13 protein-coding genes and 1 other RNA gene are annotated in these 14655 nt (G+C 70.4%); 11 read left to right on the top strand and 3 right to left on the bottom strand.

The window, feature by feature from the left end; all coding sequences use genetic code 11:
* Positions 1-127: 127 nt before the first annotated feature.
* Complete coding sequence (locus ACH4XV_RS15480; protein WP_395789900.1) at positions 128-2185, top strand: protein kinase; 2058 nt, start codon at positions 128-130, stop codon at positions 2183-2185.
* A gap of 37 nt (positions 2186-2222) precedes the next feature.
* Positions 2223-3335, top strand: a complete 1113-nt coding sequence (prfB, locus tag ACH4XV_RS15475) for a peptide chain release factor 2 (RefSeq protein ID WP_395789898.1) — start codon at positions 2223-2225, stop codon at positions 3333-3335.
* 329 nt (positions 3336-3664) lie between these two features.
* Here prfB and ACH4XV_RS15470 read toward each other — a convergent pair whose 3' ends face one another.
* Both ACH4XV_RS15470 and ACH4XV_RS15465 read right to left on the bottom strand, forming a co-directional pair.
* Positions 3665-4603, bottom strand: coding sequence for a hypothetical protein (locus ACH4XV_RS15470; RefSeq protein WP_395789896.1), 939 nt, complete (start codon positions 4601-4603; stop codon positions 3665-3667).
* A 458-nt stretch (positions 4604-5061) separates the two neighbouring features.
* Positions 5062-5244, bottom strand: a complete 183-nt coding sequence (locus tag ACH4XV_RS15465) for a hypothetical protein (RefSeq protein WP_395789894.1) — start codon at positions 5242-5244, stop codon at positions 5062-5064.
* 236 nt (positions 5245-5480) lie between these two features.
* Here ACH4XV_RS15465 and ftsE point away from each other — a divergent pair, with 236 nt between their 5' ends.
* The 7 genes from ftsE to ACH4XV_RS15430 all read left to right on the top strand — a co-directional run bounded on the left by ftsE (position 5481) and on the right by ACH4XV_RS15430 (position 11995).
* Positions 5481-6170, top strand: a complete 690-nt coding sequence (gene ftsE / locus ACH4XV_RS15460) for a cell division ATP-binding protein FtsE (protein ID WP_078977036.1) — start codon at positions 5481-5483, stop codon at positions 6168-6170.
* A 56-nt stretch (positions 6171-6226) separates the two neighbouring features.
* Entirely contained in the window at positions 6227-7132 is a 906-nt protein-coding gene (gene ftsX, locus ACH4XV_RS15455) for a permease-like cell division protein FtsX (RefSeq protein WP_078977037.1), read from the top strand.
* Positions 7133-7303: 171 nt separating this feature from the next.
* Complete coding sequence (locus ACH4XV_RS15450) at positions 7304-8563, top strand: M23 family metallopeptidase (protein WP_395789892.1); 1260 nt, start codon at positions 7304-7306, stop codon at positions 8561-8563.
* Positions 8564-8620: 57 nt separating this feature from the next.
* Positions 8621-9100 carry an SsrA-binding protein SmpB gene (gene smpB / locus ACH4XV_RS15445; protein WP_395790008.1) on the top strand — a complete coding sequence of 160 codons (480 nt, stop codon included), beginning with the start codon at positions 8621-8623 and terminating at the stop codon, positions 9098-9100.
* A 144-nt stretch (positions 9101-9244) separates the two neighbouring features.
* Positions 9245-9614, top strand: a transfer-messenger RNA (tmRNA) gene (gene ssrA, locus ACH4XV_RS15440).
* A gap of 457 nt (positions 9615-10071) precedes the next feature.
* Positions 10072-11478 (top strand): NAD-dependent malic enzyme, encoded by a 1407-nt coding sequence (locus ACH4XV_RS15435; RefSeq protein WP_078977039.1) that lies wholly within the window; start codon positions 10072-10074, stop codon positions 11476-11478.
* Between the two features lie 235 nt (positions 11479-11713).
* On the top strand, positions 11714-11995 hold the full coding sequence (locus tag ACH4XV_RS15430) for an HU family DNA-binding protein (RefSeq protein ID WP_020553331.1): 282 nt from the start codon (positions 11714-11716) through the stop codon (positions 11993-11995).
* A gap of 168 nt (positions 11996-12163) precedes the next feature.
* On the opposite strand, the gene murA is transcribed toward ACH4XV_RS15430, so the two are convergent.
* A complete protein-coding gene (murA, locus tag ACH4XV_RS15425; protein WP_126643613.1) occupies positions 12164-13507 on the bottom strand; it encodes a UDP-N-acetylglucosamine 1-carboxyvinyltransferase in 1344 nt (447 codons plus the stop codon).
* Between the two features lie 151 nt (positions 13508-13658).
* On the opposite strand from murA, the gene ACH4XV_RS15420 reads away from it, so the two are divergent.
* Both ACH4XV_RS15420 and ACH4XV_RS15415 read left to right on the top strand, forming a co-directional pair.
* Complete coding sequence (locus tag ACH4XV_RS15420) at positions 13659-14045, top strand: hypothetical protein (protein ID WP_395789889.1); 387 nt, start codon at positions 13659-13661, stop codon at positions 14043-14045.
* Positions 14046-14050: 5 nt separating this feature from the next.
* Positions 14051-14608, top strand: a complete 558-nt coding sequence (locus tag ACH4XV_RS15415) for a YqgE/AlgH family protein (RefSeq protein ID WP_078977041.1) — start codon at positions 14051-14053, stop codon at positions 14606-14608.
* The last annotated feature ends 47 nt before the right edge of the window (positions 14609-14655 follow it).

The raw sequence follows: 14655 nt of genomic DNA, 5'->3' as shown, positions 1-14655 counted from the left end.
CCGCGTCGAGGACGGCCTCGTACACGCCGTCCTGCCCGACGGTCCCCGCATTCGGGGATCGGCCGCGTAGGGTGCGGTCGGGGAAGTCCGCTGTGAGCACCATGCTCGCTGGGTCCACGGAGCTGCTTTGGCACGCAAGATCGGTAGCCGATACGTCGCCCTGAAGGTGCTCGGGCGCGGCGCCAGCGGGACCGTCTGGCAGGGCGAGGGCCCCGAGGGACCCGTCGCGATCAAGCTGCTGCGCGAAGACCTCGCGTCCGACCAGGTGTTGGTCGCCCGCTTCGTGCAGGAGCGCACCGCGCTGACCAGCCTCGACCACCCCAACATCGTGGGCGTGCACGACCTGGTCGTCGACGGCACCGACCTCGCCCTGGTGATGGACCTGGTGATCGGGCCCGACCTGCGGGCCCGGCTGGAGCGCGAACGGGTACTCACCCCGCGCCTGGCCGCCGCGATCGTCGCCGACGTCGCCGACGGCCTCTCCGCCGCACACGCGGAAGGGGTGATCCACCGCGACGTCAAGCCCGAGAACATTCTGATCGACACCTCGGGCGGAGTCTCCCGGGCCCGACTCACCGACTTCGGCATCGCCCGCCTGGTCGACGCGCCGCGCCGCACCCGGGCCACCCGGATCATCGGCACGCCCGACTACCTGGCCCCCGAGATCATCGAGGGCCTGCAACCGACGGCCGCGGTGGACGTGTACGCGCTGGCCACCGTCCTGTACGAACTGCTCACCGGTTGGACGCCGTTCGGCGGCGGACACCCCGGCGCGGTGCTGCGCCGCCACGTCACCGAACCGGTGCCCGGGATCCCCGGCCTGCCCGACCCGCTCGCCGCGGTGCTCGCGTCGTGCCTGTCCAAGGCGCCCGCCGCGCGGCTGACCGCCCGCGAGTTCGGCGAGCGGCTGCGCTCGGCCCTGCCCGCGCTGATCGGCCTGCCCGCGTTCGACGTGCCCGACCCCAACGGCACCGCGGGCCGCCAGGACACCCCCGTGCCGCGCCCGGCCGGCGTGGTCCCGCTGGTCTCCGGCATCTCCGAGGCCGCCGACGGCAGCCGGGACACGCACACCAACCTGACCCGCCCGGTGTTCGAGGACGCGGTCCCGGTGCAGTCGCACCGGCGCGGCAAACCCGCGCGCGGCGGCCGGCGCAGGTGGGTCGCGGTGCTCGGCGGCGTGCTGGCCGTGGTCGTGATCGGCGCGGGCGCGATGTGGCTGGGCAAGGACGACGACAACCCGGCCCGCCCCGCCGGACAAAGCGCCGGATCGCCCACCGACACCGCGCCCGGACCGACCCGCGGCTCCGAGGGACCGGCCCCGCAGCGGGCCCCCGGCAGCTACGCGTGGGCCGCGTTCGCACCGCTGCCCGCCGCGCCCGTGCTGCTCCAGGGCGGCCCCGCCGCGGCCCGGGTCGACGCGGACCGCAGCTACCTCGTGCAGCGCGACGGCGACGGCGGACTCTGGTACGTCATCGGCGACGGCGCGCGCTGGGGCGAATGGCGCAGGCTGCCCACCTTCCGCACCACCGACGACCCGGCGGCGGTGGCCACCGGAGCCGGCCGGATGGACGTGTTCGCGGTCGGCGCGAGCGACAAGCTGCTGTATCGCGCCACGTTCGCCGACGGCCGCTTCGGCGAGTGGACCAGGACGGACGCCAAAACCAAGCTCACCGGCGCGCCCGCGGCGGTGGCCACCGGCGACCGGATCGACATCGTGGCCCGCACCGCGAGCGACGGCCTGGCCGCCGGGTCGCTCACCGGCGGCGGCTGGAGCGGCTTCACCACGGTGCCCAGCGCGGGCCGGATCGAGGCGGCGCCGGCGCTGACCGCGAGCGGCCCCGGCACGCTGGACGCCTTCGTGGTGCGCGCGGGCGACCACGCGGTGCTGCACATCACCAGCGTCGACGGCACCTGGCGCGAGCCGGAGCGGGTCAACCTCGCCGCGTCCGCGCGCCCGGCCGCCGCCTGGAGCCAGGCCCGGGGCCTGGTCGTGCTGGCCCGGGACGGCAACGGGCGACTGCTCGGCGCGGTGCCCGGCGAGGGCGGCTGGCGGCCGGTCGACCCGAACACCGCCAGCGCCGACGCCCCCGCGGCGGCGGCCGTCGGCGCCGACCGGGTCGACGTGTACGTCCGCACCGACAACGGCCGCCTGCAGGGCGCCGCGTCGACCCCCGACGCGGGCTGAGTCCCGAGTCGGGCCGCCGTCCACTTAGGATGGGTGCGTGGCTGCCGTTGATCCTTCCGAAGAGCTCAAGTCCGTCGAGTCGACCATGGGGTCGATCGAGGCCGTCCTCGACCTCGACAAGATGCGGGCCGACGTGGCCGCTCTCAACGAGAAGGCGGCGGCGCCGGATCTGTGGGACGACCCCGAGGCCGCGCAGAAGGTGACCAGCCGGCTGTCGTTCCTCCAGGGCGAACTGCGCCGGGTCGAGGACCTGCGCCGCCGGATCGACGACGTGAACGTCCTGTTCGAGCTGGCCGAGGGCGAGGACGACGCGGACACCCGCGCCGAGGCCGAGAGCGAGCTGGCGGCGGTACACAAGGCGGTCGGCGAACTCGAGGTCCGCACCCTGCTGTCCGGCGAATACGACGCGCGCGAGGCGCTGGTGACCATCCGCTCCGAGGCCGGTGGCGTGGACGCCGCCGACTTCGCCGAGATGTTGCTGCGGATGTACACCCGCTGGGCCGAGCGGCACGGCTACCCGACCGAGGTCTACGACACCTCCTACGCCGAGGAGGCCGGCATCAAGTCGGCCACCTTCGCGGTCAAGGTGCCCTACGCCTACGGCACGCTGTCCGTCGAGCAGGGCACGCACCGCCTGGTGCGCATCTCGCCGTTCGACAACCAGGGCCGCCGACAGACCTCGTTCGCGGGCGTCGAGGTGCTGCCGGTGGTCGAGCAGAGCGACCGGGTCGACATCGACGAGTCCGAACTGCGGGTCGACGTCTACCGCTCCTCCGGTCCCGGCGGCCAGGGCGTCAACACCACCGACTCGGCGGTGCGCATCACGCACATCCCGACCGGCATCGTGGTGTCCTGCCAGAACGAGCGCTCGCAGATCCAGAACCGCGCCTCCGCGATGGCGGTGCTCTCCGCCAAGCTGCTGGAGCGGCAGCGCCAGGAGGAGCAGGCCCGGATGAACGCGCTCAAGGGCGAGGGCTCGTCCTGGGGCAACCAGATGCGCTCCTACGTCCTGCACCCGTACCAGATGGTCAAGGACCTGCGCACCGAATTCGAGGTCGGTAATCCGCAGTCGGTGCTCGACGGCGAGATCGACGGCTTCATCGAGGCTGGTATCCGCTGGCGCAAAACCCAGCAGACCGCCGCCGCGTAGCCGAGGCCGGCCGCCGGAATTCCGGTGAACAAGTCGATATCACGGCCCGGGACACCCACGAATCGGCGGGGGTCCCGGGCCGTGTGGCGTTGCGCTTTCGTGCCGATTTTCGCGGCGAATCGGAATTAACCCCCGCAACCCTCTCCGAACGCCCTTGACGCGGCATCCGCCCGGTTACCAGTCTGAACAGCGGCATTACCGCGACGCATCCGATCAGGGGAGTCCGAAGCGCATCGACAGATGGCACGGACGCGCGTCGGGTGATGCCCAACGGCGTTTGGGACCCCACCCGCGCCGGCGCGGATACGGGGATCTCATCCAACTGGGGGTTAATTGATGTCAACCAAAATGCGCGTGCGGACGGCTCGGATGGCCGCCGCCGCGCTGTTCGCGGCGGGCGCGTCCTTCGCGGTCGCCGGCGTGGCGAGCGCGACGGACGGCGGTCCGGACGACGGGTGTGAGCAGACGCACACGTGCCCGGGTGGTCCGGGCGGTACCTCGACGGGTACTTCGACCGGCACGTCCACGGGCACCTCCACCGGTACGTCCACGGGTACCTCGACCGGTACCTCGGCGGGCACGTCCACCGGTACCTCGACGGGGACCTCCACCGGTACGTCGACGGGTACTTCGACCGGTACTTCGACGGGCACGTCCACGGGTACCTCGACGGGGACCTCCACCGGCACGTCCACGGGCACCTCGACGGGCACGTCGACCGGTACCTCCACGGGTACCTCGACCGGCACGTCGACGGGTACGTCCGCCGGCACCTCGACCGGTACCTCCACCGGTACTTCGGCCGGTACGTCGACGGGCACCTCGACCGGGACCTCGACGGGTACGTCCACCGGTACGTCGACGGGCACCTCGTCGGGTACTTCGACGGGCACGTCCACGGGCACCTCCACGGGTACCTCGACCGGTACGTCCTCGGGCACCTCGGCCGGTACCTCGACGGGCACATCGTCGGGCACCTCGGCCGGGACCAGCAAGGGCAACTCGGGCGGCTCGGGCAACACCAGCAAGGGCAACTCGGGCGGCAGCACCGGCGGCAGCACTGGCGGCAGCACCGGTGGCAACACCTGTGACGCCACGCACGCCTCCGGCGGGCTGGACCTGAACTGCGGCGGCGACGGGAACACCCGGACGAGCAGCGGCAACGACCAGCAGAACGCCCCCGTCCGCGACTTCGGCGGCGGCGACACCGCGCCGGCGCAGCAGGCCACGAAGAAGGAACTGGCCGAGACCGGTTCCGGTGCCAACATGGCGTTCCTGATCGTCGGCGGTGCCGCGATGGCGGCCGGTGGCTTCACCTTCACCGTGCTCCCCGCGCGGCTTCGGCGCCGGCAGCAGGCCCCCGCGGCCTGAGTCGAAGACTTGTGCCCCGGCGCGGCGGTGCCGGGGCACTGAATCCGCCGTCCCGGCGTTCCGAGCCGGGCGCACCGCGGTCATCGCGAGTGCGTCTGTGAAACGGTCGGCCCGGAACCGGGGGCGGTGGGCGGCACCCGCGGTACGCGGTCGGGCCCTGTGCCCGGCCCGAGAACGGGGCGCCCGCTCGGATCGGTCCGCGCCGGACAGCTGCCGGCAAGGGCGGATTCGGGTTCCGGAAGCCGCGGAGCGCCGCTGCACAGCGCGAAGGCCCTGGGGGCACCCAGGGCCTTCGTCGTGTCCGGTCTCGGCTGTTGCCGGGGTCTCTCCCGGCCGCGGGCGCGCTTCGGGCGGCTCAGCCGCCCACGCGGGCCAGCAGCAGCGCACACGCCAGGACGAGCAGGGCGAGTGCCGCCACCATCGCGGGGTTGATCCCGCCGGAGCTCCTGAGGCGTTCGCGACTGGCTCGACACGTCGGGCAACGACCCTCCGTGACCAGTCCGGCGCAGTTCGCACACACCAGGCGGTCCAAGGTCATCTCGACTCCTCCGCCTTGATTGCTCCGCTGACACGCATCCATATACATAACGCTCACGACGCGGCGGGAAGTTCCCGTCCGCCTCCACTGTGCCGCTTACACTCACGGAATGGCCATGCCCGACGACCACTCTGTTCGAGCCTGGGCGCCCGGCTCCCGACAGTGTGGTCCCTTGGCCTCCTCTGTGCCCCCAGCTGCATGCCCTGCCCCCTACACTGGCGCACCGTGATGCAACCGTGATCCGATTCGACAACGTCAGCAAGACCTACCCGAAGCAGCCGCGCCCCGCGTTGCACGACGTCTCCCTCGAAGTGGAGAAGGGTGAGTTCGTCTTCCTCGTCGGGTCCTCGGGCTCGGGTAAGTCCACCTTCCTGCGGCTGGTCCTCAAGGAGGAACGGCCGTCCCTGGGCAACATCTTCGTGGCGGGCAAGGACCTCGGCCGACTGTCCAACTGGAAGGTGCCCGCGCTGCGCCGCCAGGTGGGCACGGTCTTCCAGGACTTCCGCCTGCTGCCGAACAAGACGGTGTACCAGAACGTCGCGTTCGCGCTCGAGGTGATCGGCAAGCCTAGGGGCACGATCCGCAAGGTGGTACCGGAGGTTCTGGACCTGGTGGGGCTGGGCGGCAAGGAGGAGCGCATGCCCGGCGAGCTGTCCGGTGGTGAGCAGCAGCGCGTGGCGATCGCCCGGGCCTTCGTGAACCGGCCGATGATCCTGATCGCCGACGAACCCACCGGCAACCTCGACCCGCAGAACAGCGTCGGCATCATGAAGCTGCTCGACCGGATCAACCGGACGGGCACCACGATCCTGATGGCCACGCACGACCAGGCGATCGTGGACCAGATGCGCAAGCGCGTCATCGAGCTGGAGCAGGGCCGACTCGTTCGCGACCAGTCTCGCGGCGTGTACGGCTACCAGCACTGATCCACCGGACCACCCCGGCGCGGCAGTCCGGCCGCGCCCCTAGCGACTAGGACATCATGCGCGCCCAGTTCGTCCTCTCGGAGATCGGAGTCGGTCTCCGCCGGAACCTGACCATGACGATCGCGGTGATCGTCAGTGTCGCGCTGTCCCTCACGCTGGCCGGAGCGGGTCTGCTGCTGCGGGTTCAGGTGAACGAGATGAAGGACTTCTGGTACGACCGGGTCGAGGTCTCGATCTTCCTGTGCGGCAAGAGCGACCACGGGCCCGGTTGTGAGGGCGGCGAGGTCTCGAACGAGCAGCGTGAGGGTTTCCGCGCGGAACTCAGCCGGATGCCCCTCGTGGAGAAGACCTACTACGAGACCAAGCAGGAAGCGTTCCAGCACTTCAAGGAGCAGAACAAGGAATCGCCGATCTCCGGCAGCGTGACCGCCGATCAGCTGCCGGAGTCCTTCCGGGTCAAGTTGAAGGACCCGACCAAGTACCAGGTGGTGGCGAGCGCGTTCCAGGGGCGTCCGGGCGTGCAGTCCGTCCAGGACCAGCGCAAGATCCTGGAGCCGTTCTTCAAACTGCTGAAGAACGCGCAATGGGCGGCGCTCGGGGTGATGGTCTTCATGCTCCTGGTGGCGATCCTGCTGATCGTCAATACCGCCCGGGTGTCCGCGTTCAGCCGCCGCCGGGAAACCGGGATCATGCGCCTGGTCGGCGCGTCGAACCTGTACATCCAATTGCCGTTCATCATGGAATCCGCGATCGCCGGGTTGCTGGGCGGTCTGATGGCGACCGGGTTGTTGAGCGCCGGGTTCTACTTCGGCGTGAAACAGGGGCTCGGTCAGCAGTTCAGCGCGTTCGATCTGATCGGCTGGGGTCCGGTGCTGATGACCCTGCCGTGGCTGATCGTGTTCGGCGCGGTGATGTCGGCGATCGCGTCGTTCTTCACCCTGCTGAAATACCTCAAGGTCTGAGCACCGGCCGGACACCGGCTACCCGGAGCGGCCCGAGAGCCCCGCAGCGCCACGGCGCGGCGGGGCTCTCGAACGTCTGTATGCGTCCGGATGGGTTCCGTGTGAGTTCGTATTACTTCCATACCGGTGTGTTCAGTGGCAATTCATGTGTGTTCCGCGTTTCTTGTGATCATGCGCAGAATTCGGACCAGGCGACTCGGATTGTCGGTGCTCGTGGTGATCACGGCTGCCGCGGTGGGTTTCGTGCCCGCGTACGCGGACGGCGACGACGACGGTGACGTGCGGGCCCGGAAGCAGCGCGCCGATGTGGCGGCCCGCGACATGCGGGCCGACCTGGACGCGTCGCTGGCCCGGCTGAGCGCGGCGGAGAAGGCGTACGCCGAGGCCGAGGCGGCCGCGCCGGGCGCCCGGGCCGCGGCGGAGGCCGCCCGGGCGAAGGTGGCCGAGGCGCAGGCCCGTACCGCCGATCTGAGCCACGCCGTGGAGGTGGCGGAGGCCGCGGTGACCACCGCGGAGGCCGAGCTGCGCGACGTGGCCGCCTCGACCCAGGCGGTGCGCGACGACGTGGCGCAGCTGGTGGGGCGGGCGTACCGCAGCGGGCAGATGGCGCAGTTGTCGATGATCCTGCGCGCACAGACCCCCGCGGAGCTGCTGAGCAGCCTGGAGAGCTATCGGCGCATGGTGCAGGCGGACCACGAGACCATCGCGCGTCTGGAGCGCACCCGGGACGCGGTGGACGCCCGCCGGGCCGAGCTGGAGCGGCGCCGCGAGGAGGCCCGGCGCAGGCACGCCGAGGCCGGGCGGAACCTGGCCGAGGTGGTCGCGCTGGAGAAGACCGCGACCGAGGCGGCGGCGAGGGTGACCGCGCTCGGCGCGCAGCGTGAGCGCGCGCTGGCCACCGCGCGCGAGGAGAAGGCGGCCGACCAGCAGCGCTACGAGGCGATCCGCACCGAGCAGAAGCGGCTGACCGAGCTGGTCAACCGCAGCAACGCGCCCGCCCGCGGGGCCGGCCCGCAGACGTCCTCCTCGGCCACGGGCGGCGCGCTGTCCTACCCGGTCCGCGGTTCGATCAGCTCGGGCTTCGGGATGCGCTACCACCCGATCCTGGAGTACACGAAGCTGCACACCGGCACCGACTTCGCGGTCCCCGAGGGCACCGCGGTGGCCGCCGCCCGGGAGGGCACGGTGGTGCAGACCGGCTACAACGCTGCGTACGGCTACCGCGTCGTGCTCTCCCATGGGCGGGTCGGCGGCGTCGCGCTGACCACGACGTACAACCACCTGTCCCGAATCGCCGTGCGCGAGGGGCAGCGGGTGGCCCGGGGCGACCAGGTCGGCCGCTCCGGCAACACCGGCTGGTCCACCGGCGCGCACCTGCACTTCGAGGTGCTGGTGGACGGCGACTTCGTCGACCCGGCACTGTGGTTGTGACGGCCGAGCCGGCTCCGGGGTAATGGGCTTGCGGCCATGCGCGAGAATGCAGGGATCATGGCGAAAGAGATCGGGCGCAAACTCATCGCCCAGAACAAGAAGGCGCGGCACGACTACCTGATCGAGGACACCCTCGAAGTCGGGCTCGTGCTGACCGGCACCGAGGTCAAGTCGTTGCGGGCCGGCAAGGCGTCCCTGGTGGACGGTTTCGCGAGCATCGACGGCGGCGAGGTGTGGCTGCACAACGTGCACATCTCGGAATACTCCCAGGGCACGTGGACCAATCACACGGCGCGACGCAAGCGGAAGCTGCTGCTGCACCGGCACGAGATCGACAAGCTGCTCCAGTCGACCCAGGAGACGGGTCACACGCTGGTCCCGCTGAGCCTGTACTTCAAGGACGGCCGGGCGAAGCTCGAACTGGCGCTGGCCAAGGGCAAGAAGAACTACGACAAACGACAGACCCTGCGCGAACAGCAGGACAGGCGGGAGACGGAGCGCGTGATGTCCAAGTACGTGCGCGGCCGTCGGCAGTGAACCGGCGGCGAGGGTGACCGGCGGGGAATGAAGTGGACCGGTCCGACGTTGGACCGTACGATGTGCCTGGTTCGGCTCGAGCATGTGTGGCGAGTCGGGCCGTTCGAGCAGGACACCCTCGGGTGGTTGCTTGAAAATTCAATAGGGGGTGATCGGTTTCGACTGCGGCTGTCGAAGCAGAGGAAGCGAGCCGAGGAAGCGACAATGATCTCGTTAACCATATGTCGCAAACAAATAATCGCCGATACCAAGCGCGATTCCTTCGCCCTCGCTGCCTAAGCGAGTATCCGAAGGTGTCAGACCGGGTGCGTCCCCGCCCCGGACCCTGGCATAATCTAGGGGACTTCACCGCCCGACCCGGTTACGGGGTCGTTCGGGACAAAAAACAGTAACTGGGCCCGTCGGTGTCTTGTCCACGTGAACACCGGGGCCGAGAAAATCGTTGTGGACTGCGCTCGGAGAAGCTCTGGTTCCGCACCGTAGGACGCGGGTTCAATTCCCGCCACCTCCACCCCTGTTGAAACCGCTGAAACGAAAAGCCCGGTGTGTCCGCACACCGGGCTTTTCGCGTGCCCGGGCGGCTGCCCGTGACGCGCGCACGTGCGGACGCGGCACTGCCCGTGCGGGGTTCCGTACGCCGAAACGGCGGCCCCGGAGGACCGCCGTCTCGTTTCGTCGAGGACACCGACCCGCCAATGCTCGCCTCTCGGCAAGTGGTCCCTCGTAGGGACTAATGGTTGGGCCCGGGGGCTTGGATCGAGCCGGTGTCGTCGACCAGCGTAACCGACCCTCCCGCCGACGCCGGGAGATCGGCGAAGGACGAGGATCACAGTTTGCGTGGCCGGGGGGTCCGGGTAAGGCCGGCTCCCGGTCGCCCCGGTCGGCACGCCGATGTCCACGAAGTGAGACCATCGGGAGCGATGCGACGTCGTGGGAAACGGGCGTCGCAGCGATCGGAGGAGAAAGAGTTCATGCCCGCAGCGCCCAGCGCCTCGTACTCGATCACGGCTCGACTGGAGGTCCCCGCAGGGGGTCCGTCGGTCAGTCGGCTCACCAACACGGTGGAATCCGCCGGGGGGTCGATCACCGCGCTCGACGTCACCGCGTCCGGCCACGAGCGCCTGCGGATCGACGTCACGATCGCCGCGACCTCGACCGATCACGCCGACCGGCTCGTGGAGGCGATCCGCGAGATCGAGGGCGTCACCCTCGGCAAGGTCTCGGACCGCACGTTCCTGATGCACCTCGGTGGCAAGATCGAGATGCAGTCCAAGCACCCGATCCGCAACCGCGACGACCTCTCGATGGTCTACACCCCGGGCGTGGCGCGGGTGTGCCTGGCCATCGCGGAGAACCCGGACGACGCGCGCCGGCTGACCATCAAGCGCAACACCGTCGCGGTGGTCACCGACGGCTCCGCGGTGCTCGGCCTGGGCAACATCGGCCCCAAGGCCGCGCTGCCGGTCATGGAGGGCAAGGCGGCCCTGTTCAAGCGCTTCGCGGGGATCGACGCGTGGCCGATCTGCCTGGACACCCAGGACCCGGACGAGATCGTCCGGGCCGTGCAGGTGATGGCGCCGGGCTTCGCCGGGATCAACCTGGAGGACATCTCCGCGCCGCGCTGCTTCGAGATCGAGCGCCGGCTGCGCGAGACGCTGGACATCCCGGTCTTCCACGACGACCAGCACGGCACCGCGATCGTGGTGCTCGCGGCGCTCACCAACGCGCTGCGGGTGGTCGGCAAGAAGATCCAGGACGTGCGCATCGTCATGTCGGGCGCGGGCGCGGCCGGCACCGCCATCCTCAAGCTGCTCCTCTCCGCGGGCGCGGGCCACGTGGTGGTCGCGGACGTGCGCGGCGTGGTGCACACCGGGCGCGAGGACCTGGGTACGGACCTGCGCTGGATCGCCGAGCACACCAACGAGCAGGGCCTGACCGGCACGCTCAAGGAGGCCGTGGTCGGCGCGGACGTCTTCGTGGGCGTGTCGGCGCCGAACGTACTCGACGGCTCCGACATCGCCGCGATGGCCGCCGACTCGATCGTGTTCGCGCTGGCCAACCCGGATCCCGAGGTGGACCCGGCGGCGGCCCTGGAGCACGCCGCGGTGGTCGCCACCGGGCGCAGCGACTTCCCCAACCAGATCAACAACGTGCTGGTCTTCCCGGGCGTCTTCCGCGGTCTGGTGGACGCGCAGAGCCGGCACATCAGCGACGACATGCTGCTCGCGGCCGCGCGGGCGCTGGCGTCGGTGGTCTCCGACGACGAAGTGAACCCGAACTACATCATCCCGAGCGTTTTCCACCCGGAGGTCTCCTCGGTGGTCGCGGCGGCGGTGCGGGACGCGGTGTTGGCGGAGCGTCAGAACCCTGCGGGATGATCGTCGTACTGTCGGTCCGTATCCCGGTTGCGGGGCCCCCCGAACGGCCCCGTAATCTGCCGGAACCGCGAAATCACGGGGCTTTCCCAGTGATTTGGCGTGTCCTTGATTAGCTTCCGGGCATGGATGAGTGCAGGATTCGTCCCCGGGGCAAGAACAGCGAGTTGGACTGAACCACGTTTGCGACCACGTTCCGTGGTCGTCGGCGGAGGTCAGCAAGACACGGGAGTGACACATGAACCGCAGTGAGCTGGTGGCCGCCCTCGCGGAGCGCGCCGACGTGACCCGCAAGGACGCGGACGCCGTACTGAGCGCGCTCGCCGACGTGGTCGGCGAGATCGTCGCCAAGGGCGACGAGAAGGTCTCGATCCCGGGCTTCCTCACCTTCGAGCGCACCCACCGTGCCGCCCGCACCGCGCGGAACCCGCAGACCGGCGACCCGATCGACATCCCCGCCGGCTACGGCGTCAAGGTTTCGGCGGGCTCGAAGCTCAAGGCCGCGGCCTCGGGCAAGTAAGTCCGTAGCAGCCCCGGTGGAAACCGGAAGGGCGGCTTCCCTCGCTGGGGAAGCCGCCCTTCCGGCGTTGTGGGGCCCGGGCGCCCCGCGCGGCCCTCCTCGGGCCCCTGAGGCCCCGGGAAGGGGCCATCGTGATCCGAGGGGTCGCGGGAAACGGCCGACGAACGGCTAGGCGACGCTCTCGGCGACCCGCATCGGCAGCTCCACGCGGGCGCCCAGGGCCTCCAGCTTGGCCTGGAAGTCCTCGTAGCCGCGTTCGATCAGGTCGATGCCCGTGACCCTCGAGGTGCCCTCCGCGGCGAGCGCGGCGATCAGGTACGAGAAACCGGCCCGCAGGTCCGGGATGTCCAGGTCGGTGGCGTGCAGCTTGGCCGGCCCGGAGATGACCGCGGAGTGCTGGAAGTTGCGCTGGCCGAACCGGCAGGGCGTACCGCCCAGGCACTCGCTGTAGAGCTGGATCGTGGCGCCCATCTGGTTCAGCGCCGAGGTGAAGCCGAGCCGCCGCTCGTACACCGTCTCGTGCACGATGGACAGGCCCGTGGCCTGGGTCAGCGCGACCACCAGCGGCTGCTGCCAGTCGGTCTGGAAGCCGGGGTGTACGTCGGTCTCCAGGGCGATCGCGTTCAGCGGCCCGCCCGGGTGCCAGAAGCGGATGCCCTCGTCGTCGATCGAAAACGCGCCGCCGACCTGCCGGAAGACGTTCAGGAACGTCATCATGTCCAGCTGGCGGGCGCCGCGGACGTAGATGTCACCGTGCGTGGCCAGCGCCGCGCAGGCCCAGGACGCGGCCTCCAGCCGGTCCGGCAGGGCGCGGTGGTCGTAGCCGCCGAGCTTGGCGACGCCCGTGATGCGGATCACCCGGTCGGTGGTGACCGAGATGATCGCGCCCATCTTCTGGAGTACGCAGATCAGATCTATGATCTCCGGCTCCACCGCCGCGTTGGACAGCTCGGTGGTGCCCTCCGCGCGCACCGCCGCGAGCAGCACCTGCTCGGTGGCGCCCACGCTGGGGAACGGCAGCCGCACCTTCGCACCCTCGAGGCCGTTGGGCGCCTCGATGTAGAGCCCCTCGGGGCGCTTGGTGATCACCGCGCCGAACTCGCGCAGCACGCTCAGGTGGAAGTCGATCGGCCGGTCGCCGATCATGCAGCCGCCCAGGTCCGGGATGAACGCGCGGCCGAGGCGGTGCAGCAGCGGGCCGCAGAGCAGGATCGGGATGCGGCTGGAGCCGGCGTGCGCGTCGATGTCCGCGACGTTGGCCTGTTCCACCTGGGTGGGGTCCATCAGCAGTTCGCCGGGCTCGTCGCCGTCGCGCACCGCGACGCCGTGCAGTTGCAGCAGGCCCTTGACGATGCGTACGTCGCTGATCTCCGGGACGTTGCGCAGTCGGCTCGGCGCCTCGCCCAGGAGCGCGGCCACCATCGCCTTGGGCACCAGGTTCTTGGCGCCCTTGACCCGAACCTCGCCTTCCAGCGGGGAACCGCCGTGAACCAAGAGCACGTCGTCTTGCATGAATCCTCGCACTTCTGTGGGTGCCGGAACCGACAGGGAAGATGGGCCGACAGCGCTACACGGTAGTCGGATCCGCGTCGGTCCCGTGGCGGGTTGGGGTGCCGAAGGGCCCGGGGAAAAGGGTCTTTGGGCCCGTGGACGAGGAGTGGGGATGGCCGGGGGAACGAGGGGCGGCAGGCTCGCGTACTGCGCGTTCGCGGTGGCGGTGCTGGTGAATCTCTACCTCCTGTTCAATCCCGGCAGTCCGGGTGACCCGGCGCCGTTCGTTCCACATCGTGACAAGATCGTGCATTTTCTCTCCTTCGCCGCCATTGCCTGGACGGGTCGGCGTGTCGGAATCGGTGCGCTGCCGCTCGGCGCGCTGCTTGTGGGGCACGCGGTGGAGAGCGAGCTGGTCCAGCACTTCCTGCTGCCGCACCGCAGCGGTGACCCGTTCGACGTGCTCGCGGACGTGTGCGGGATCGGCGCCGGACTCGCCCTCGCCGGCCGACTTCCTCGCCGGGAGGCGCACTCTGACGCGGCGGTTGCGGGATCATGAGCCCTATGACCGAGGTATCGCTCACCGGACGCCTGCTCGTGGCCACGCCCGCGCTGGCCGATCCGAACTTCGACCGGTGTGTGGTCTTCCTCCTGGAGCACGACGAGGACGGCACTCTCGGCGTGGTGATCAACCGACCCAGCCCGGTGGACGTCGACGACGTGCTCGTGCCGTGGTCCAAGATCGTCAGCGAGCCGTCCGTGGTGTTCCAGGGCGGGCCGGTCGCGATGGACTCGGCGCTGGCCATCGCCTCTGTGCCGGGCGGCGCGGAGCCGCTGGGGTGGCGTCGGGTGCACGGCGGTCTCGGGCTGGTGGACCTGGACGTGCCGCCGGAGCTGGTGGCCGCCGACTTCGGGTCGATGCGGGTCTTCGCGGGCTACGCGGGGTGGGGTCCCGGGCAGTTGGAGACCGAGCTGCGGTCGGGCGCGTGGTACGTGGTCGACTCCGAGCCGGGCGACGCCTTCACGCCGACGCCGGATCGGTTGTGGCGGGCGGTACTGCGGCGGCAGGTGGGCGAGTTGGCGATGGTCGCCACGTACCCGGAGGATCCGACGCTGAATTAGCGCGGTTGTGGGGGCGGCCGGAGGGGTGGTCGGGGGCGTGGCCGACG

The organism is Embleya sp. NPDC020630, assembly GCF_044334985.1.
Taxonomy (GTDB): Bacteria; Actinomycetota; Actinomycetes; order Streptomycetales; family Streptomycetaceae; genus Embleya.
This window is presented reverse-complemented; position numbering and strand designations above follow the sequence as displayed.

What these genes read in the sequence shown, in the direction of transcription:
- murA (WP_126643613.1), bottom strand. Translation starts at nt 13,507, where the DNA reads ATGCAAGACGACGTGCTCTTGGTTCACGGCGGTTCCCCGCTGGAAGGC.
- ACH4XV_RS15420 (WP_395789889.1), top strand. Translation starts at nt 13,659, where the DNA reads ATGGCCGGGGGAACGAGGGGCGGCAGGCTCGCGTACTGCGCGTTCGCG.
- ACH4XV_RS15415 (WP_078977041.1), top strand. Translation starts at nt 14,051, where the DNA reads ATGACCGAGGTATCGCTCACCGGACGCCTGCTCGTGGCCACGCCCGCG.
- ACH4XV_RS15430 (WP_020553331.1), top strand. Translation starts at nt 11,714, where the DNA reads ATGAACCGCAGTGAGCTGGTGGCCGCCCTCGCGGAGCGCGCCGACGTG.
- smpB (WP_395790008.1), top strand. Translation starts at nt 8,621, where the DNA reads ATGGCGAAAGAGATCGGGCGCAAACTCATCGCCCAGAACAAGAAGGCG.
- ftsX (WP_078977037.1), top strand. Translation starts at nt 6,227, where the DNA reads ATGCGCGCCCAGTTCGTCCTCTCGGAGATCGGAGTCGGTCTCCGCCGG.
- ACH4XV_RS15465 (WP_395789894.1), bottom strand. Translation starts at nt 5,244, where the DNA reads ATGACCTTGGACCGCCTGGTGTGTGCGAACTGCGCCGGACTGGTCACG.
- ACH4XV_RS15435 (WP_078977039.1), top strand. Translation starts at nt 10,072, where the DNA reads ATGCCCGCAGCGCCCAGCGCCTCGTACTCGATCACGGCTCGACTGGAG.
- ACH4XV_RS15450 (WP_395789892.1), top strand. Translation starts at nt 7,304, where the DNA reads ATGCGCAGAATTCGGACCAGGCGACTCGGATTGTCGGTGCTCGTGGTG.
- ACH4XV_RS15470 (WP_395789896.1), bottom strand. Translation starts at nt 4,603, where the DNA reads ATGTTGGCACCGGAACCGGTCTCGGCCAGTTCCTTCTTCGTGGCCTGC.